18 protein-coding genes are annotated in these 19,548 nt (G+C 61.5%); 13 read left to right on the plus strand and 5 right to left on the minus strand.

All coding sequences use genetic code 11. From position 1 onward, the window contains the following. Positions 1 to 162: 162 nt before the first annotated feature. From VE23_RS18555 to VE23_RS18575, 6 genes are all read left to right on the plus strand, one after another. Positions 163 to 822: a helix-turn-helix transcriptional regulator gene (locus tag VE23_RS18555; protein ID WP_049868764.1), complete on the plus strand. Its 660-nt coding sequence runs from the start codon at positions 163 to 165 to the stop codon at positions 820 to 822. After that, positions 822 to 2,264, plus strand: coding sequence for an alanine racemase (locus VE23_RS18560; protein ID WP_232316994.1), 1,443 nt, complete (start codon positions 822 to 824; stop codon positions 2,262 to 2,264). The genes VE23_RS18555 and VE23_RS18560 overlap by 1 nt, the downstream gene beginning before the upstream one ends. An 18-nt stretch (positions 2,265 to 2,282) precedes the next feature. Further along, positions 2,283 to 3,902 carry an N-acyl-D-amino-acid deacylase family protein gene (locus tag VE23_RS18565; protein ID WP_048744493.1) on the plus strand — a complete coding sequence of 540 codons (1,620 nt, stop codon included), beginning with the start codon at positions 2,283 to 2,285 and terminating at the stop codon, positions 3,900 to 3,902. 162 nt (positions 3,903 to 4,064) lie between these two features. Further along, the gene (locus tag VE23_RS18570; protein WP_048744495.1) at positions 4,065 to 4,529 is read left to right on the plus strand and encodes a RidA family protein; all 465 of its coding nucleotides are present in this window, start codon (positions 4,065 to 4,067) and stop codon (positions 4,527 to 4,529) included. Positions 4,530 to 4,750: 221 nt separating this feature from the next. After that, positions 4,751 to 4,924: a hypothetical protein gene (locus tag VE23_RS27120; protein WP_021881835.1), complete on the plus strand. Its 174-nt coding sequence runs from the start codon at positions 4,751 to 4,753 to the stop codon at positions 4,922 to 4,924. A 363-nt stretch (positions 4,925 to 5,287) separates the two neighbouring features. Continuing rightward, positions 5,288 to 6,034 (plus strand): SDR family NAD(P)-dependent oxidoreductase, encoded by a 747-nt coding sequence (locus VE23_RS18575; protein ID WP_048744496.1) that lies wholly within the window; start codon positions 5,288 to 5,290, stop codon positions 6,032 to 6,034. 59 nt (positions 6,035 to 6,093) lie between these two features. Here VE23_RS18575 and VE23_RS18580 read toward each other — a convergent pair whose 3' ends face one another. Continuing rightward, positions 6,094 to 6,714 carry a TetR/AcrR family transcriptional regulator gene (locus VE23_RS18580; protein ID WP_049868765.1) on the minus strand — a complete coding sequence of 207 codons (621 nt, stop codon included), beginning with the start codon at positions 6,712 to 6,714 and terminating at the stop codon, positions 6,094 to 6,096. A 298-nt stretch (positions 6,715 to 7,012) separates the two neighbouring features. Here VE23_RS18580 and VE23_RS18585 point away from each other — a divergent pair, with 298 nt between their 5' ends. The 3 genes from VE23_RS18585 to VE23_RS18595 all read left to right on the plus strand — a co-directional run bounded on the left by VE23_RS18585 (position 7,013) and on the right by VE23_RS18595 (position 10,684). Continuing rightward, positions 7,013 to 8,428, plus strand: coding sequence for a BclA C-terminal domain-containing protein (locus tag VE23_RS18585; RefSeq protein ID WP_049868766.1), 1,416 nt, complete (start codon positions 7,013 to 7,015; stop codon positions 8,426 to 8,428). A 178-nt stretch (positions 8,429 to 8,606) separates the two neighbouring features. Beyond that, positions 8,607 to 9,293: a response regulator transcription factor gene (locus tag VE23_RS18590; RefSeq protein WP_049868767.1), complete on the plus strand. Its 687-nt coding sequence runs from the start codon at positions 8,607 to 8,609 to the stop codon at positions 9,291 to 9,293. Next, positions 9,290 to 10,684, plus strand: coding sequence for a sensor histidine kinase (locus VE23_RS18595; RefSeq protein ID WP_048748620.1), 1,395 nt, complete (start codon positions 9,290 to 9,292; stop codon positions 10,682 to 10,684). Before VE23_RS18590 ends, VE23_RS18595 begins: the two co-directional genes overlap by 4 nt. A gap of 142 nt (positions 10,685 to 10,826) precedes the next feature. Here VE23_RS18595 and VE23_RS18600 read toward each other — a convergent pair whose 3' ends face one another. Continuing rightward, positions 10,827 to 12,689 (minus strand): ABC transporter substrate-binding protein, encoded by a 1,863-nt coding sequence (locus VE23_RS18600; protein WP_049868768.1) that lies wholly within the window; start codon positions 12,687 to 12,689, stop codon positions 10,827 to 10,829. Between the two features lie 123 nt (positions 12,690 to 12,812). On the opposite strand from VE23_RS18600, the gene VE23_RS26630 reads away from it, so the two are divergent. From VE23_RS26630 to VE23_RS18610, 3 genes are all read left to right on the plus strand, one after another. Continuing rightward, the gene (locus VE23_RS26630; protein WP_157053994.1) at positions 12,813 to 12,989 is read left to right on the plus strand and encodes a hypothetical protein; all 177 of its coding nucleotides are present in this window, start codon (positions 12,813 to 12,815) and stop codon (positions 12,987 to 12,989) included. 311 nt (positions 12,990 to 13,300) lie between these two features. Continuing rightward, positions 13,301 to 14,479: a S8 family peptidase gene (locus VE23_RS18605; protein ID WP_049868769.1), complete on the plus strand. Its 1,179-nt coding sequence runs from the start codon at positions 13,301 to 13,303 to the stop codon at positions 14,477 to 14,479. 100 nt (positions 14,480 to 14,579) lie between these two features. Next, positions 14,580 to 15,032: a DinB family protein gene (locus tag VE23_RS18610; protein ID WP_049868770.1), complete on the plus strand. Its 453-nt coding sequence runs from the start codon at positions 14,580 to 14,582 to the stop codon at positions 15,030 to 15,032. Positions 15,033 to 15,175: 143 nt separating this feature from the next. Here the strand turns inward: VE23_RS18610 and VE23_RS18615 are convergent, their stop codons facing one another. Next, positions 15,176 to 16,474 carry an MDR family MFS transporter gene (locus tag VE23_RS18615; protein WP_049868771.1) on the minus strand — a complete coding sequence of 433 codons (1,299 nt, stop codon included), beginning with the start codon at positions 16,472 to 16,474 and terminating at the stop codon, positions 15,176 to 15,178. A gap of 144 nt (positions 16,475 to 16,618) precedes the next feature. After that, positions 16,619 to 18,019 carry an MDR family MFS transporter gene (locus VE23_RS18620; RefSeq protein WP_232316995.1) on the minus strand — a complete coding sequence of 467 codons (1,401 nt, stop codon included), beginning with the start codon at positions 18,017 to 18,019 and terminating at the stop codon, positions 16,619 to 16,621. A gap of 138 nt (positions 18,020 to 18,157) precedes the next feature. Between VE23_RS18620 and VE23_RS18625 the strand changes: the two genes are divergently transcribed. Then, positions 18,158 to 18,853 carry a helix-turn-helix transcriptional regulator gene (locus VE23_RS18625; protein WP_048748629.1) on the plus strand — a complete coding sequence of 232 codons (696 nt, stop codon included), beginning with the start codon at positions 18,158 to 18,160 and terminating at the stop codon, positions 18,851 to 18,853. A 255-nt stretch (positions 18,854 to 19,108) separates the two neighbouring features. Here the strand turns inward: VE23_RS18625 and VE23_RS18630 are convergent, their stop codons facing one another. Further along, positions 19,109 to 19,528 (minus strand): ImmA/IrrE family metallo-endopeptidase, encoded by a 420-nt coding sequence (locus tag VE23_RS18630; protein WP_021879860.1) that lies wholly within the window; start codon positions 19,526 to 19,528, stop codon positions 19,109 to 19,111. Between the last annotated feature and the right edge of the window lie 20 nt (positions 19,529 to 19,548).

A 19,548-nucleotide genomic window follows, 5' to 3' on the forward strand; every position in this document is an offset into this window, starting at 1 on the left:
CGTTGGGAGGGATCGGCTTATCCGTCTCGGCTGAATTTCAAATTGGTTGCCCATCTTGATATGAATAAAAGTTAGAAAACAGAAAAAAAGTTTGCCGAGAAGAAGGAGCGGGTGTAGGATAGGAGGCAAAGAGAATTCAAGCGGTCATGAGGAGCGGTGGGAATGGAATCGGTATCGCAAACGCTGCCGCTGCTGCGGGAGCTGGCGCAGGGCATCGCGGCCCAGTTCGGAGAGCGCTGCGAGGTCGTCGTGCACGACTGGTCGCAGCCTTATGAAAGCACGATCGTGCATATCGAGCACGGCCATGTGACGGGACGGAAGGTCGGCGATCCCGGCACGAACCTCGGACTCGAGGTCATGAGAGGCACGTCGGAGGGCGGCCATCGGCAGAATTACGTCACCCGGACCAAGGACGGACGGCTGCTGAGATCGACTTCGATCTACTTGAAAAATGACGCAGGAACAGCGATCGGCGCCCTGTGCATCAACTTCGACATCTCGGAGCTGCTCGCCGCCGAGAAGGCGCTGCAGGGGCTGGTCGGCATGCAGGAGCTGCCGCCGGTCCAGGAGTCGTTCGTCAGCAACGTCGGCGATCTGCTGGATTCGCTGATCCAGGAGGCGGAGGACGCCGTCGGAAGGCCGCCTGCGCTCATGAGCCGCGAGGAGAGGATCCGGTTCATCGCGCTGCTGGACCGCAAAGGCGCGTTTCTGATCAAGAAGGCGGGCGAGAAGGTATGCGCCTATCTGGGCATCTCGAAGTACACGCTGTACAGCGATCTGGAGGAAGCCAAGGGGACGGATGCGGAGGGGGAGCAGAGCTGATGGGCGAGAAGGAACGGGAAGCAATGGAAGCAGGCGCTCCTGAGCGGGAGGAGGAACGGTCGGGGCAGGAGGCCGCCGCCCAGGCGGTGATTGAAGCGTCGAAGGGGCCGATAGGGTCAGGCGACGGTCGGCTGGATGGCGAAAGGAAGGCGGCGCCGGAGCGGATGGATGGCGGAAATAAGGCGGGGCAAGCTGTCGAGGCAGCGCCGGAGCGGATGGATGGCGGAAATATGGCGGAGAAAGCTGTCGGGGCGGCGCCGGAGCGGATGGATGGCGGAAATAAGGCGGGGCAAGCTGTCGAGGCAGCGCCGGAGCGCGGCTGTCTGCCGGGCGGGGAGCTCGGCGATGAAGGGCCGCAGACGCCCTTCATCCTCATCCGCAGCGCCCGCGTGGACGCCAATATCGCGTCCATGGCGGAGGCGGCGGCGCGGCGCGGCGTGAAGCTGCGCCCGCATGTGAAGACGCACAAGCTGCCGGAGCTTGCGGCCCGGCAGCTTGCTGCGGGAGCCGTCGGCATCACCGCCGCCAAGCTGTCGGAGGCGGAGGTGATGGCGGATGGCGGGATCGGCGATATCTTCATCGCCTATCCCGTCATGGGCGCCGCCAAGGCGCGGCGCGCCGCAAGCCTGGCGCAGCGGTGCCGGCTCGCCGTCGGCGTCGACAGCGCCGCGGGAGCGCGGCATTTGTCGGCGGCCGCCGAGGCCGCCGGCATCGCGCTGGAGGTCCGTCTCGAGATCGAGACGGGGCTCAGGCGCACGGGGGTAGCGCCGGAGGCGGCGCTGCCGCTGGCGCGGGAGATCGCGGCGATGCCCGGCCTGGACCTGACGGGCATCTTCACGTACCGCGGCGCGATGCTCGGCGGGGCGCCGACGATGGACCTGCGGGCGGCCGGCCACGAGGAAGGCCGCATGATGGCTGCCGTCGCACAGGAGCTGCGCCGGGGAGGCGTGCCGATCCGCGACGTGAGCGTCGGCTCGACTCCGACGGCGGTGTATGCCGCCGAGATCGAGGGCGTCACGGAGATCCGGCCCGGCACGTACGTGTTCCACGACCGGATGCAGGCGGCCTTCGGCCTCTGCAAGCTGGACGACTGCGCGGCCGAGGTATGGGTGACGGTCGTCAGCCGGCCGGCGACGGACCGCATCGTCATCGACGGCGGCAGCAAGACGTTCGCGACCGATGTGCAGCCGGGCGGCGCGCCGCTGCAGCTGCAGGGCTTCGGCCATGTCGTCGGCCTGCCGCATGCCGTGTTCGAGCGGATGAACGAGGAGCATGGCGTCATCCGGGTACGGCCGGAGGACGACTGCCAGCCGGGCGACCTGCTGCGCGTCATCCCGAACCATATCTGCAGCACGGTGAATCTTCATTCCAGCGTGTACATCAGCGATAAAGACGGCGGGCTGCGGAGAGTTCCGGTCGCCGCGCGCGGCTGCATTCAATAGAAGGGAGCGAAAGGCGACATGCTGGATTTAGTGCTCAAAAACGGACGCATCGTGGACGGGAGCGGCAATCCGTGGTTCCGCGGCGACGTAGGCGTGAAGGATGGAATGATTGCCGCTGTCGGCCGCGTGGACGCGGAGGCGGCGCAGACGATCGATGTTCAGGGACGCGTCATTTCCCCCGGCTTCATCGACGGCCACTGCCATTCGGATCTCATGATCCTCGACCATCCGCTCAGCGAGATCAAGCTCAGCCAGGGCGTCACCGCCGAGGTCGTCGGCAACTGCGGACTCGCTCCGGCGCCGGTATTCCCGGACCGGGAGGAGCTGCTGCGCAGCTACATTTCCCCCGTCATCGGCAGTACCCGGCATGACTGGCAGTGGAATACGGTCGGCGAATACATGGACTATGTCGCCCGATCCGCTCCGGCTGAACATATGGCGACCTACGTCGCCCATGGCGCCCTGCGGATCGCCGTCATGGGCTTCGACAACCGCCCGGCCACTGCCGCGGAGCTGCGCCGGATGAAGGAGCTGCTGGAGGAGGGGCTGCGCGCCGGCGCCATCGGCCTGTCGATCGGCCTGCTCTACTCCCCCGGCAGCTATACGTCCAAGGAAGAGCTTGCGGAGCTGTGCACGGTGCTGCCACGCTACGACGGCCTGCTGAGCACGCATATCCGCGGCGAGGGCAACAATCTGCTGCCTTCGGTGCGCGAGGTCATCTGGATCGCCGGGAAGGCGGGCATCCCGCTCCACATCAGCCATCTCAAGGCGGCCGGAAAAATCAACTGGGGCAAGGTTCTTGAAGCGATGGAGCTCGTCGAGGACGCCCGTGCCAGAGGCATGGACGTGACGGTGGACGTCTACCCTTATTCGGCGGGATCGACATCGCTGACGACGATCCTGCCTCCATGGGTGCTGGAGGGAGGCATTCCGGGAGCGCTGGAAGCGTTCCGCGACCCCGTCCTGCGGCGCCGCATCCGCGAGGAGCTCGGCCGGGAGCAGGACGGCTGGGACAATCTGGTCTGCTCCACCGGCTGGCAGAGCGTGTTCGTTGCCTCGGCCGGCGGCGCCAATGCGACCTTGGAGGGGAAGCATATCGAGGAGATCGCCGCGATGCGCGGCGTCCATCCCGCCGACTGCATGATGGATCTGCTGCTGGAAGAGGACGGCCAGGTGCCGATCGTTTACTTCCACATGTCGGATGACGACGTCCGCCAGGTCATCGCCTATCCCCGCTCCCTGATCGCCTCGGACAGCCTCACCTGCGAGACGGGCAAGCCGCATCCGAGGCTGTATGGAACGTTTCCCCGCGTCTTTGCCAAATACGTGCGCGAGGAGCGGGTGCTGACGCTGGAGGATGCGGTGCGCAAGCTGACCTCGTTCCCGGTGCAGCGCTTCCGTCTCGGCAAGCGGGGCCTGATCGTGCCGGATTATGCCGCCGACCTCGTCGTGTTCAATCCGGATACGATCCAGGATACCGCGACCTTTGCCGATCCCAAGCAGCAGCCGGAGGGCATCTCGCATGTCGTCGTCTCCGGGCGCGTCGCCATGCAGGACGGCGTGCATACCGGAGAGCGCGCCGGAGGCTTCCTCCGCGCAGCCTCATGCGCCTGCGGCAGCGGGCATGGACATCCATGAGACGGCCCTGCCGAACGGACGGCCAAGGTCTCGGAGTCGGACCATTCAATTCGAGCTTGCCGAACAGCATGACGGGATGAACGGGCTGCCGTCATCCCATGCAGTCCTTTGAGGCCGCAAACACTTGCCCATTACTAGTTCCTGATGAAAGGATCGATGAACATGTCTAAAATCGACCAACGCCTCGCCGAGCTCGGCATCACGCTCCCGGAGCTTCCGGCGCCGAAATTTTCCTACATACCGGTCAATCAGACCGGCAACCTGATCTACACATCCGGCTTCGACTGCCGCATCGACGGCGTTCTCATGCATGAGGGCAAGGTCGGCTCCGACCTGACGATACAGCAAGGCCAGGAGGCCGCCCGCCAGATCGTCATCAACCTGCTTGCGGCGATGAAGGCTTATCTTGGCGACCTTGACCGCGTCGTCAAAATCGTCAAGCTGCTCGGCTTCGTGAACAGCGCTCCGGGCTTCGGCGATCAGCCTTACGTCATGAACGCCGCCTCCGATCTGCTCATCGAGGTGTTCGGCGAGAACGGACGCCATGCCCGCAGCGCCATCGGCACGAGCGATCTGCCGTTCCATACGCCCGTAGAGATCGAGCTGATCGCCGAAATCCGCGAGTAGAGCCTAGTCGGACAGGCCATAAGGCCTGCCTGTCCCGCATATTGGGGATGTCCCATAAGTCATGAAAATGGCTGAGGGGCATCCCTTCGCTTGTTTGAGCGGGCCGGCTCCAATGAAAGCGAGGCAAGCTCGCCTCAAATCATCGACGGGCTGAATAATCCGCTCCCGCACTCGGGGAACCTATAGGGCAATCATTATGATTCCTTAGGAGGCCGACATCTATGTCAGGACGAAACAGCAAGCCGAAAAACTCAGGTCCCGCAGGGCATCCCGGAAGGCTGGATCAGTTCGGAGCCAAGCTGGGCTCCAGCAACGAGGTTGAATTCGCCGAGGCTCTGGGACAAGCATGCCGCACAGGAGAGAAAAACGATAAAGCTGAAAAGGATACCAAATAAATCCATCCAAAAGCGCGCCGCAGTTCATCTGCGCCGCGTTTTTTCTTCCCTTCCGCTGTGGTTCGCTTCAAAAATCGTTGCGCTGTTCATTTCCATCAAGGCCGTCTTAAGCGAATCTAGGCTTTCCCTTTCTCCCCGTAATGTTCCTGCGAATCAAAAGTCGATTTCCTGGGAAATGACAGACGGAATGTCGAAGGAAGGCGGCTGCGGAGCAGATCATGAATTTTTTTCCAAACCCAACTTAATATACATATTGATCATTACTTCACAAAATGGACGTAATGTCTTATACTTAACCTGCAAGGCTAAAGCGGTTACAAGAGCCGCTGCAGGACCAACCTTTATCCGAGAGGAGATTTTTATATGGCGCGTTTAGAGGGTAAAACAGCCATTGTAACCGGTGCGGCAACCGGCATGGGAGCGGAGGAGGCCCGCCTGTTCGCCCGCGAGGGAGCCCGGGTCGTGATGACGGATGTGAATATCTCCGAGCTGGAGAAGGTCGCTGCCGAGATCAGGACGGCTGGCGGCGAGGCAACAGCGATCAAGCATAATGTAGCTTCCGAGGAAGAGTGGCAGCATGTCGTCGACGAGGCTGTCCGCCTCTACGGCAAGGTGGATATCCTCGTCAACAATGCGGGCATTGCGTCGACGCGCACGATTGCGAGCTTCGACCTGACGGAATGGAACCGCGTCCTGGACATCAACCTGACCGGCTGTGTCCTCGGCATGAAAGCTGTCATTCCGGAGATGCAGAAGGCCGGCTCCGGTTCTATCGTCAACATCTCCTCGATCGGCGGAATCGTCGGCATGGCCGGATCGAGCGCCTACACGGCGGCCAAGGGCGGCCTCCGCACGCTGACCAAAGCAGCGGCGGTCGAGTACGCCAAGCAGAGCATCCGCGTCAACTCCGTCCATCCCGGCATCATCGTCACTCCGATGACGGAGCCTTCCATGAAGGACGCGATGCCGTTCTACCAGACGTTCACACAGCTTCCTTACATGGGCAAGCCGGAGGATGTCGCCTACGGCGTGCTGTTCCTCGCTTCCGACGAAGCCCGCTTCATGACCGGCGCCGAGCTGGTCATCGACGGCGGCTGGACGGCGCTCTAAGCCAGAACAAGCAGCAAGGCTGTTCCAAGATCGCATTGCGTGATCAGGAACAGCCTTTTTTACGTCGTACGGTCTTTTTGTTCCGGCAGCACCTTATAGGGACCGAGTATGGACAGATTCATCAGCTGGGCGGCGATATCCCTTTCCTCGTACGGCATCTGCTTCTCAATCCACCAGATGACGACCTCGAGAATGGCGGCTTCTGCGTATTTGACGGCAACCTCGCGCCTTGCCGTGAGCAGGCTGTCGTCGGGCTGGGCAAAGGCCATGCCGTCCGATACGAAGTCGTGGATAACATTCAGCATTCCCGAAGCAAGCTGGGGCACTCGATTGCGGACCAGCATGGCATAGTAGACGGAATAACGGTCGCTTATATGATGGAACAGCTTCACAAAGCTTGGATGCGGCTCGCCGCGGAGATAATCGAACCCTTCGCCATCGGCCTCGGAGGTCGAGACGGCATCCCGGAGCTCCTGCAGAAGCTCGCCGATATATTCGTCCAGCAAAGCCTGCTTGTCCTCGTAATGCAAATAGAATGTCGCTCGTTTGATCGTCGCCTGATCCGCGAGCTCCTGGACGGAGAAGTTGTCCATTCCACGCTCTTCCATGAGCTGGACGAGAGCTTCGCGCAGCAGCCGGCGCGTCCGCAGCACGCGCGGATCGGTTTTGCTAGGTGACATGGGCGGCTTCCTTTCTGAGCGTATTATTCTCTTGCAAGTATAGTACTCCGGCAGGAAAAGAGGAAGGAATTCGGCTGACAGCAACGATTGCATCGCCGATTGCCGCCTGCAGTTGTGTTCCAGGTGTTTATTTATGGATATATATTCACGATTATCATGCAATGGTATATTTAAATGGTCCTAAGTGAGATGCAGACTCTCAATTATTGCGGGCTCCATCCATACCTATCTTACTTCAGATTATTTGGGCGATGCATTCTTTCGAGGGCTTATTTCCACACTTGCGGGGGGTTTAGGTATGCTGGTGAAAAAAACGGGCGCTGCCGTGTCCGCTTTGCTGCTTGCTTCCGTTCTGGCGGCAACGATTGCAGGGGCTGCGCCGAAGCAGCAGGCGATTACGGGTACTACGCCAATCGTGTTTGGCGAGAGTCGGTTGGTGGCGAATTCCATCAACGCGAATGGGACGTTGTATGTGCCGCTGCGGCTGATTGCCGCTGCGACAGGCATTCAGGCCGATTGGGACAGCGCGAAGAAGGCTGTTTATCTGACCTCATCGGAAGATGCGTCTTCCCCCGTTGCGGTTGAATCGGTTCCTGCCGGTAAGCAGGTCGCGGCGGAACCGGTAGCGGTCCAGGTCTATCTGAACGGAATCCAGACCCAACTGACGGATGCCGCCGGGAAGCAGGTGCTGCCCCTCTCGCTTAACGGCACGCTGTACTTGCCTGTGCGAGCCCTGTCCATGGCACTCGGTATAACCGTGGAGTGGAATGCTGCGGCGAAGCAATTGATTCTTCCGTCCAAGAAGGATGCTTCTGTTTCCGCTGGAAAAGGCGATACCGGTGCCAAAGGGGAAAAAGGCGATACCGGGGCCAAGGGCGATAAGGGCGACACGGGTGCCAAGGGCGATAAAGGCGACACCGGGGCGACGGGACCGGCGGGAACGCCAGGAGCAGCCGGCCCGGAAGGTCAGGCCGGGGCTCAAGGTGCCAAGGGCGATAAGGGCGACACCGGAGCGGCGGGACCGGCGGGGTCGACGGGAGCAGCCGGCCCGGCAGGTCCGACTGGGGCCCAAGGTGCCAAGGGCGATAAGGGCGACACCGGAGCGACGGGGCCGGCGGGGTCGACAGGTGCTGTTGGTGCGACAGGAGCAGCAGGAGCAGCGGGTCCGGCAGGTCCTCAGGGCCCTGCCGGCGCCAAAGGCGATAAAGGCGACACGGGCCCAGCTGGAGCAACGGGACCTCAGGGGCCTCAAGGCGTTCAGGGACCTCAAGGCATTCAGGGAGAACAAGGCCTTCCCGGCCCTTCTGGAGCCGCTGCTCTGCAAGCCTTTTACGCGGCCAATACGAGCGGATCGGTCGTTGCCGTTGTCTTAGGGGGAACTGCAATTCCGCTGCCCTCTGTCGAATACAATTCTTCCTTTACCATGAATGCGGGAAACACGGAAGTCACCGTGAATGAATCCGGAACCTACTATGTTTCGTACTCGATCCAGACGACCGCGGTTAGCCTGGTGAGTTCGAATCTTCTCGTCAACGGGACTGGCGTCAACAGCTTGGCCATTATCCCTAACCAGTCGAGGTCGACTTGGCAAGCGAGCGGAATCGTAACCCTTTCAGCCGGATCTACGGTTCAGCTGAGTGCGAGCGGCATGCTGGGAGCGATTATTCTGCAGGGCGGACAAGGAGCCGCTCTGACTCTGATCAAGATCAACTAAATCCGCTCCATTTTTACGGAAAGCCTGCAGGAGGCTTTTCGTACGATCAGGCCAGCCAGAATTTCTGCCTGGCTTTTTTTGATCCTCCGTCTAAGGTGAAAGTTGAAATCGGAGCATACATCCGTCATGATACCAACAGTTGATTTGAAGGATTCCAACCACCGGGAGGCTCATGCCTATGCGTATCCATATTCTGGTCGCCGACGACGATCCACATATCCGCGAGCTGCTGAGGCTCGTGCTGACACGCGAGGGATATGCCGTGAGCGAAGCCGCGGACGGACAAGAAGCGGTGTCCATGCTGGAAGCCGGGCAGGTACATCTGGCCGTCGTCGATGTCATGATGCCCCATAAGGACGGACTGGAGCTGACGGAGGAGATTCGCCGCCACTACGATCTGCCGGTCATCCTGCTGACGGCCAAGGGAGCGATGGAGGACAAGGAAAGGGGCTTCGAGGCCGGAACGGACGATTACCTCGTGAAGCCTTTCGAGCCGCAGGAGCTGCTGTTCCGGATCAAGGCGCTGCTGCGCCGGTACCGGATGGCCAGCTCGGAGGTCATCCGGCTGGGGGGCGTGACGATCGACCGAGGGAGCTACGAGGTGACGGCCGCCGGGCAGAGCATCGTCCTGCCGCTGCGCGAATTTCAGCTGCTGGCTCAGCTTGCCAGCCAGCCGGGCCGAATCCATACCCGGGAGCAGCTCATCTCCATGATCTGGGGAACGGACTATGAGGGAGACAGCCGGACCGTCGACGTGCATGTGAAGCGTTTAAGGGAAAGATTCGAGCCTTGCCGGAACGACTTCGTCATCACGACGATCCGGGGCCTCGGCTACAAGCTGGAGACCGGGGGCGGCCCATCGTGAAGAGCCTGTATTTCCGCATCGTCCTTACCTTTGTCTTGATCGCGCTGCTCAGCAGCATCGGAGGCATGCTGCTCACCAGCCTTTATTACGATTACCGGCTCAATGCCAATAATGAAGCGAACATGGAGCAGGCGGCGGATCAGGTCAAGGCCTTGCATGACGGAGCGCCGCAGGAGGATCTGCCGACGCTGCTCGGAGGCATTGCGGGCCTTGGCTACCAGCTGTATACAGTCGGTCCCTCAGGCGACAGGCACGCCTACGGGACAGCTTTCCGCCACGAGCGGTTTCCTTCGGCAAGCCAGGTGGAGAAGGTGAGGGAGGGGGGCGCCTACCATGGCATGTCGGAGGAGAACAGGCGCTTCAAGCTGTTCGCCTACTTCGAGAACAGCGCCCGCAATACGTACGGCTTTCCGCTGAAGACGGCGGAAGGAACGGCTGCCGTCTTCATCCGTCCCGATCTGGAGCGCCAGATCGGGGAGGTGCGCGTAATCGTGGCGGTGCTGCTCGTCAGCACGTTCGGCATCAGCCTGCTGCTGATCGCCGCGCTCAGCAGCCTCATCGTGCAGCCGGTGAAGCGGCTGACGAGAGCGGCGCAGCGCATCGCCGGAGGCGATTACGAGGTGAGCATCGACACGTCCCGGCGCGATGAGATCGGCGAGCTCGGCCGCCGCTTCTCTACGATGGCGCGGTCCATCCGCGATCTGGACCGGATGCGCCAGGAGTTCGTGGCGAATGTGTCCCATGAATTCCAGTCTCCGCTGACGTCCATCCGGGGCTTCATCCGCACCCTTCTGGACAGCAAGCCGGCTCCGGATGCGCTGGAGACCCGGCGTTATCTGGCCGTCATCGACGAGGAGAGCCGGAGGCTGTCCTCGCTCAGCCGCCAGCTGCTGATGCTTGCCGACGTCGACCGTCAGGAGCGGGTGCTGCACCGGCAGCCGTACCGGCTGGATGAGCAGCTGCGTCAAGCGCTGCTCATGCTGGAGTGGCAGTGGACAGACAAGGAGCTTCAGCTGGAGCTGGAATTGCCCGAGACGACCGTGGCCGCCGACCAGAGCCTTATGTACGAGGTATGGCTGAATCTGATCGGCAATGCCGTCAAATTTACGGGCCGGGGAGGCGTCCTGGGCATCGAGCTCAGGCAAGAGGACGGCTTCTGGAGCGTATCGGTCCGCGATACGGGACCGGGCATCGCGCCGGATGAGCTTTCCCGCATCTTCGAGCGGTTCCACAAAGCGGACAAATCGCGCCGCCACGATGGAGAAGGAGGCAGCGGCAGCGGGCTCGGACTGTCCATCGTGCAGCGGATCGTCAACTTGCACGGGGGCTCGGTCGAAGCGGAGAGCGAGCTCGGGCGGGGGACCGTCATGACGGTGCGGCTGCCCCTCTAGTCCTGAGCGTGGGCTGCTCGCGAGCAAATTCTGGCTTTTAACGGACGGAATGACTTCTTCTTCCCTTAAACAAGAGGCCCATAACAAAGACCCGTTCGTTGATGGCGAACGGGTCTTTTGCTAGCAGTTTTTCGTGTCCAATTCAGCTCAAGGAGCCGGACACAAGCTTCCCGGCTTCCCTGGTGCCGCCGACGTCCAGGCAGCTCTCCAGCCATACTTCCTTGAAGTCGATCCAGCCGAGCGTATTCAGCCTCGCGCCCTGAACGCTGGGATGAAGGTAGGTCTGGAGCTGCTGATGATGAAGGAAGATCAGCGAGGCCTCGTCGCGCAGCTGCTCCTCGATCTGCCGCATGATCTGGCTGCGCCTCTCCGGAAGAGATTCGGCCAGGGCGGCATCGACCCGCTCGCGGATCCAGAACCTTCTCTCTTCGTCGAAGTAGTTCGACATGACGCAGCCACCATGCTCGTAAGCTTCGATTTCATCGACCTCGTCATCGGCAAGGACAAGGCCGAAAACCGTCACATCGGTCTCCGGCGTTCCTAGATTCCGGCAGGAAGCAGTCGGGCTGAGCCGCGTGTCGAGCGCGATGCCCCATTCCTGGAGGCGCTTCTGGATCCATTGGACATCTTCAGCGTATTTGGGGTTGGCAGTCAGCCGCAGAGGAGCTCCGGCATACTCCGAATCCCGCAAAGCCGCACGGATGCGTTCGGTGCGCGGCGGCTCGGGCGTGCGTGCCATGCTGACATCGGGAAGAAAGCTGTAAGCCGGCAGCGCGCGGTCTCCCCCCAGATCCGCGACCATCTGGACGGGATCCAAAATCATTTTTACCGCCCTGCGGAAGGCTTCGGACTGCTGCGGGCCTGAGCGCTGGAGATTCCAGGACAGGAGGGTGCAGCCGCGGCACAGCTTTTGCAGCGCGAGCCAGTCGGCTGTGGCGGAGGCATGTTCGCCCGCCCAGCTCTTTCCCAATCCGTCCCGCGGCCGGAAGATCTCCGGCGTGCCTTCGATCCGGGGCCGAAAATCCTTGGGCATGATGACGATGTCCACGCCGTCGAGGTAAGGCCGGCCTTGGTGATAGGACGGATGGGCAGCGAGCTCCACGCAGCTGTCGCTGGCATGGATCATCCGGAAAGGGCCGCTGCCGGACGGCAGTTTCCAGAAGTCCTGCTCGCTGCGGCCTCCGAAGCCGGCAGGCAGCAGGGAAGCGGCCGCGGCGCAGACGAAACGGCTGAAGATATGGTTCGGCTTGCGGAGGCGAAAGCGGACGACGCGCGGTCCGATCGTCTCGATTTCGTCCACCCCCCTCATCAGCCAGCCGTTGTCCACAGAGGCCCGAAGCCGGTCGAAGGTGAATTTCACGTCGGCGGAGGTCATCTCCGGACCGTGATGGAACCGGATGCCTTTCTTGAGAAAGAAGGTCCACTCCCTGGCGTCGTCGCTGGAAGTCCAATGATGCGCCGCTCCTGGCAGCATGACCTGCTCGAGATCGTCGAACTGCAGGAGGCGGTCGTAGATCTGGCGAGCCAAATGACCGTCGAGGGCATAGTTGATTTGAGCCGGATCGAAGGTCGAGAAGGACGAGACGACTGGAAAGCGCAGCGTATCCGCCGCATAGGCTCCTCCCTCTCCCTGTTCCTTGCGGTATCCGAAGCTGCCGTCCAGCCAGGCCATGAATTCGGCCTTTTCGACCTCGTTGCCGTATCCTTCCAAAAGCTCGAAGGCCTGCTTGTAATCGCCTTTGCCTGCAAGGCTTCTCAGCAGTTCGAGCAGGTATTCGCGCTTGTCGGCCAGAAATGCGATCTGCGAGCGGTGTCCGCGCCCGCGGCCGGGCAGCCAGCGGATAAGCCCCTCATCCTCCAGCCTGCGCAGAATATGCTTGGCGTTGCGCGGAGTGCAGAACAGCGCCGCGGCAATATTCTCGAGCGTCGCTTCGACCGGCAGGGCCGTGTCCGTATCGCCCGAAAATCGGCCAAGCAGGGTCAAGTAGCGTTCCTGAGCATACATTGAGGTTGGCCTCCTATGCAGTGCGGATGTTTAAAAGGGGAAAAGTATTGAGGTGATTATACGCTTTTTAACCCTTTTTGCACAGAGCATAATAAAAGCAGGGAAGCCAAGGAGGAATGATGGATGATGGAGGAATACTTCATGGAAAAAATGGCGGAGCTGAAGCAGTCGGAGATGAGGGGGGAGAACCCGCTCCGAATGTGGGAAGACATTGAAAAAGGCCCGGGAGCGGCACGGCGGCGGCCGGTCAAGAAAACATGGCATGCATTGGCGATTCTCGGCGCCTTGATCCGGAAATGAAGGCGGCCGCCGCGTCTGCAGCTGGCTGCCTCGCCTTTGCCGGAATTGAGCATAGAGATAGAGAAAGCATAAGCAGGTTTTCAGCCCTCCTGCCGGGCACTCCGGTACAGGAGGGTTTTTGTTTGCGCGTAAAGGGGAAAAGCGAAAGGACTCCTTTCCTCTTTTGACGGCTCGGACTTGCTGGCGGGCAGCTAGCGGCGGGCATCCGCATATTTAATAGATTCAAAGGCATCCATCCATGCCATGCCTCCCCGGCATCCATAGAGTAGTAGGGCAGTCGAGGCTGCAAGGTCGAAGGAGGCGTGATCGGAATGGATGTCATGACATGGCTGCCTGCCGCCGGCGCGGCGGTTTTGGCTGCCGCCGCATGGTCGGGCGCGGCTTGGCGAGGGTGGAGACTAGAGAGGAGCATGCCGGAGCACGTGCCCGGCGAACTGCTCGTGAAGTTTCATGACGGAGTGGCGCAGGAGGCCCGCTGCCGGATTCACGAGCAATGCGGCGGCAAGGTCATCGCGGAGCGCGGAAACGGGAAGCTGCATCATGTCAAAGGCGGACGAGCCTCCCGCAGCGCGCGTCTGCTGCGCGACGCCTACCACGAGCATCCGGAGGTGGAGTACGCGGAGCCGAACTATATCTATCGGAGCTGCCTGGCTCCGAACGATGCCTTTTATCCGCTCCAGTACGGTCCGAAGCTGATTCATGCGGAGCAGGCATGGGACAAGGCTGCCGGCGAAGCTTCCGTTATCCTTGCCGTCGTGGATACGGGAGTGGATGGCAGCCACCCTGACTTGTCGGCCAAGCTGCTGGCTGGACAAGACTTCGTGCAGCCCGGACAGCCGCCGGAAGATCAGAACGGCCACGGTACCCACGTAGCCGGCATCGCGGCCGCAGCTACCGGCAATGGAATCGGCATCGCCGGCATCGCTCCGGACGCTCTCGTGCTGCCGGTTCGCGTTCTGGACCGCAACGGATCGGGGGCGATCGCGACGATCGCTGCCGGAGTCCGTTATGCGGCCGATCAAGGCGCGAAGGTGATCAATCTCAGCCTCGGCGGAGCGGGCCGATCAGCGGTTCTGCGCGATGCGATCCGCTATGCGGCATCCAAAGGCGCGGTCATCGTGGCGGCGGCCGGCAATGACGGCAGCCCGGCGAAGCTTTATCCCGCAGCTTACGACGAGGTCATCTCCGTCGGATCCGTAGGCGCGGAGGACGTCCATTCGGCTTTTTCCAACTACGGCGCCTGGGTGGATGTGGCCGCTCCGGGAGAAAAGATCGTATCGACTTACAGGTACGGACGTTATACGTATCTGAGCGGAACGTCCATGGCCGCTCCGCATGTGTCTGGCGTTGCCGCTCTGCTCGCTGGACAAGGGCTCGACGCCTCGGCTATCCGGGAACGCCTGCTGGCTTCCGCCGATCCCATAGAGGGAACCGGCATGTACTGGGCGCATGGACGGGTAAATGCGGAACGGGCGGCATCGGGCGGGTAGCTGCCGGGGGAGGAGGGAGCATCGACACAGAGGGAGGGCAGGTGCAGATGCCGGAACGCAGGACGCGTGGTAGAATGGGTGAAAAACCGGAGGGATGCTTATGTGCCGTGCAAGGGAGCGGCTGGAGGAAAGAATTCGGGAGGTGCCCGCCCAAATCCGCAGCCTTCCGCCTCATTGGTTCGATCGCAGGCCGGAGGAGGGGAAATGGTCTGGAAAGGAGATTCTGGGCCATTTATGCGATTCGGCGCTTACGAATCTTCAGCGTTTCGTCCGGGCGCAATACGAGCCTCAGCCGCATGCCATCCTGAAGTATGAGCAGGACAAGTGGGTATCCATCATGGACTACCATCATCAGCCCGTCGAGGATATCCTGAGCCTATGGACCTCGCTCAACCGGCAGGTTTCCGTTGTCATGGCAGGGCTGTCGGAGGAGGAGCTGGACAAGGTGTGCTCCGGAGGCCCGAATGGAAACGTCACGCTGGCTTGGCTTGCAGATGATTATGTCGACCATCTGGATCATCATTTGGCGCAGATTTTTGCCCGCCATTCCTGATGGTTTCGGATGCTTGTCCATGAAACGAAAAAAAAACGGTCTCCCATTCACATGGTGGCCGTTTTTGGTTTGCCGTCTTCAAGTGGAGGGACGTCTAGTCTATCCGAGCGGACCGCAGCGCCTTCTACCGGCGAATGTAGCCTCTACGGGAGGATCGTTTTGCCGCTGGCTTGGACATCGGGGGAAGGAGCGGCGCCGTCGTACCAATCAAACATGATCTTGTACAGGACGGCCGCCGCGACGGCCAGCAGCGCCAGCAGCGCGAACGTCCAATTGAAGCCGATCAAGCCGCACAGAGGAATGGACAGCGGAGCCAGCGTACGCCCGATTGTGAAGCGGAGGCTGGAGGCGGCGAAATACTGGCCTCTCATCCGCTCCGGCGCAAGCCTCGTCACGAACATCTGCTGCGGCCCTGCGCACATGAGCTCGGCCAGCGTGAAGACGACCATGACGCCGGCAAGGCTCCAGACGGCGCCCGCCTGGCTGAACAGCGCCATGGAGGCGGCGTAGCAGAGGGCGCCGCCGATGAAGATCCAGCGATCCTTCAGCAGCGAGGACCAGCGCGCGACGGCGACGGTGAAGAGCGCGACGAGCAGCCCGTTCTCCGAGACAAGCAGGCCGAACAGCCGCTCGCCGGTCAGCTTCAGATCCCAGCTGCTCCATACGCTTGCGGAATGGACGGTCTCTTCCAGATATACCGGAAGCAGCAGGTCCAGCTGCATGAAGGTCTGCGACAGCAGAATTCCGGCTGCGATGAACAGCAGGAATACCCGATCGGAGCCGATGATGCGGTAATTCCGCAGCTGAGACCGCATCGCTTCTTTCCAGGAGGAGGCAGCCGTGCCTCCTTCGGGAGAGGATGTCTGGGCCGGATTGGTCTCGCGCAGCTTGGCCGACAGGAGGACGGCCATCGTGACGCAGACGGCGCTCGCGGCTGCGGGCATGGCGGCTGGATGGCCGACGTACAGCACGGAGCCGAGCAGCGGTCCGATGACGACGGCGATGTTGACAAAGGTATAAAAGACGGCGAATACTTCCGAGCGATGCTTCTCGGGTACGACGTCCGCGACCATCGCCTGGCTGGCCGGATAATAGAACGAAGAAGCGGTGCTGGCAATCGTGAAGCCGGTGAAGGCCAGAGCCGGGACCGGCAGCCAGGATGAGGAAGCGGCCGCGAAAATGCCGTAGCCGATCGCCTGGCCGGAGGCGGCGATGACCATCATCCGCTTGCGGCCGTAGCGGTCGGTGAAATAGCCTCCGAGCAGGTTGGCTGCGACGGCGAGAGACTGCGACAGCACCATCAGCAGGCCTGCCGTGCCTTTGCCGAAGGCGCGGGCGAATACGATGGAGAGGAACGGGAAGAACGTCCAGAAAACGATGTTCAGGACGAACTCGCCTCCGAGCCGCAGCTTCAGGTTGGAATCCCAGTCGCGAAGTTTCATGATCGGCCTCCCTTCAAGACAGGCACTGCGGCAGCTCCCTTTACAGGGTGGCGGACGCCGTGCGCAGATTAGCAGGAAGCTTCGCCAGGGGGTGGTTTTAGGGCAAGCCGGACGCAAATGCCGTCCTGTAGCCTGACGTAATGTTCAGCCTTCCGCAGCCATCCGCCGGCCGTTCTTGCGTCCGTAAGGAAGCAGGAACAGCATCAGCAGGTTGACGGCGGCGAAGCCGAGCAGCAGGATGAAGATCATGTGCAGGCCGTTCTCCAGCTGAAGAGCGGTACCGCCTTCCCGGTAGAATCGGTTGAATACGAGGCCGAAAATCGCAACGCTGATCGTCTGGCCGAGCGCGTTCATGAGCGCATTGGTCGAGGTGGCGACACCTCTCGATTCCCAGCCGACCGAGTTTTGGACCGTGACCAGAATCGGCGTGTTCACGCAGCCCATGCCGAAGCCCATGACGCACAGGATGAAGATGAGATAGGCGAGCGGCGATGACGGCTGCAGGGCGAGCAGCAGCATCGATCCGGCGGCGATCAGGATGACGCCTCCCGTGATGAACGGACGGGGGCCGAGGCGATGCAGATAGCGGCCCGACAAATTGGAGGCGAGCGGCCAGGCGATCGACATCGGCATGAGGGCCAGGCCGGAGAAGGTGGCGGACTTGCCGAGCAGCATCTGAATCCAGAGCGGCGCGTAGATCGTCAGGCCCGACGAGACGCTGAACATGAAGAAGCCCATGGTGTAAGGGATGGAGCGTCTGCGGTCGGCCAGCAGCGCCAGCGGCAGCATCGGCTCGGCGGCTTTTTTCTCCACCTGGATGAAGACGATCAGGAAGACGGCGGCAGCCGCGAACATGCCGATAATGAGCGGAGAATCCCAGGCATACGTCTCTCCGCCCGTGAGCAGGGCGAAGAGCAGGGCCGAGATGCTGACCGTGAAGGCGGCGGCGCCGGCGTAATCGATCTTTTTGCCGCTTCGGCTCACGGTTTCCTTCAGGAACCCGAATACGAGCGCGAACGAGACGATGCCGATCGGAACATTAATGAAGAAGATCCAGCGCCAGCTGATCTGGTCCACGAAATAGCCGCCTACAAGCGGCCCCAGAAGAGCGGCTACCGACCACACGGAGGCGAAAACGCCCTGGATCTTGCCTCGTTCCTCGCCCGGATACAGGTCTCCGGCGATCGTGAAGGCGACAGGAGACAGGGCGCCTGCTCCAATCCCTTGAATGGCTCGGAATACGATGAGCTGCTCCATGCTGCCGGCCGCTCCGCACAGGACAGAGCCGAGCACGAAGAGCAGCAGCCCGATGGCGAAGATGCTCCTGCGGCCGAACAGGTCGGCGAGTTTGCCGAAGATGGGCGTGGAGACGCATGTAGTGAGCGTGTAGATGGAGAAAATCCAGCTCAGCAGCGACAGGCCCTGCAGGTCGGCCGAGATGCTCTTGGTCGCGGTGCTGACGACGGTGGCGTCGAGCGCGCCGATGAACAGGCCGAGCAGCAAGCCTGCCGTCACGATTTTCCGATTCGTTCTAACGGGGGACACAGGCATCCCTCCTTAACGTATGATGTCAGCTATGGAGCATCGTAACGGCTTTTCTTTGACTTTGTCAACGTATTTCTTTAGTATATAAGTACTACGCTGGACGCACGGCAAGAAGACCGGCAAATGGGGGAGATGCAGATGTCACCGTCCGACAACAAGCAGGAAGGCGCGAGCGCCACCCGCACCCGCAGAACGATCGTCAACCTGCTCAAGCAGCACGGGCCTCTGGACGCCGGCACGCTGGCAGGCATGCTTGGCGTCTCCGGCATGGCCGTGCGCCAGCATCTGTACGGATTGCAGAATGAGGCGTTGATCACGTTCGAGGAGGAGCCCCGCGCGATGGGGCGCCCGGCCAAGCTGTGGAGCCTGACGGCGGAAGCCAACCGGCTCTTCCCGGCGGGATACGCGGAGCTGACCATCGGACTTATGGATTCCGTCCGCGAAACATTCGGCGAGGAGGGGCTGGAGAAGCTGCTTTCCGTCCGCAACGGCAAGCAGATCGCTGTCTACACCTTGCCGCCCGGCGAGGACGGAACGGAGCCCGCGCTTGAGGAGAAGCTGCGGCGTCTGGCCGAAGCCCGCACGGCCGAGGGCTACATGGCCGAATACGAACGGCAGGCGGACGGAACGTATACGTTCACGGAGAAGCACTGTCCCATCTGCGACGCCGCCGCGGCCTGCGTCAGCCTGTGCCGCTATGAGACGGGCATGATCGGCAGCGTGCTCGGCGAAGGGGTCGAGGTCGAGCGCACAGAGCACATGCTCTCCGGCGGGCGCCGCTGCGTCTACCGGATTGCGGACACGGGAAGAGCGGGCGGAGCAGCCGCTCGTTAGGAATGAAACGATTGAACGAAACGCCTCTAGCGGGCGTGAAGGGCGTCCAAGAGGGACGGGCCTTTGCGCGGCGAGAGGCGTTTTTTTGTTCGCTTACTGACCCTCTGATGCGTAGCTTGAAAGGGAGGAGAGCAGGAGAGCAAGGGAGCAATAGAGCAAGGGAGCAAGGGAGCAAGAGAGCAGGGAAGCAAGAGAGCGGACATGTCCGCTTTGCCCAATGGGCCGTCTTGCTCCTCCTTGGCATTAAAGCCGCCGCTACCAGAAATGCTTGTCCATGCCTGGAGGAATGCCGCAGCGCCGCAAAAACGATTGGAGCTGCTCTCCCTCCTCCGGACGTTCCCCGCAGGTAAGCAGCTTGACGGCGAACTCGTTGGCTTCCCGCTCGTATCGGGACAGGACGAAGCGGGTGCGGAGCGTGATGAAGGAATGGCTGAAGCCCTTGTGAAGGAGCATATGGCCGAGTTCATGGGCGCAGACGAATACGGCCTCGGCTTCCTCCAGACGATCGGACAGCACGATGAACCGGCGTCTGAACGCATGCTGGCAAAAGCCTTTCATTCCGGATGGTAGCGGATGCCGCAGAACGGAGATCCCCATTTCTTCGGACAGCCGGAAAGGGCAGGTCACGCCGTATGTGCGGAACAGATTGCGCGTCCGCTGTCTGATGTTCATCATGCGCGGGGCCCCTTTCTCGA

The organism is Paenibacillus sp. D9 (assembly GCF_001188365.1).
GTDB lineage: Bacteria > Bacillota > Bacilli > Paenibacillales > Paenibacillaceae > Paenibacillus_O > Paenibacillus_O humicus.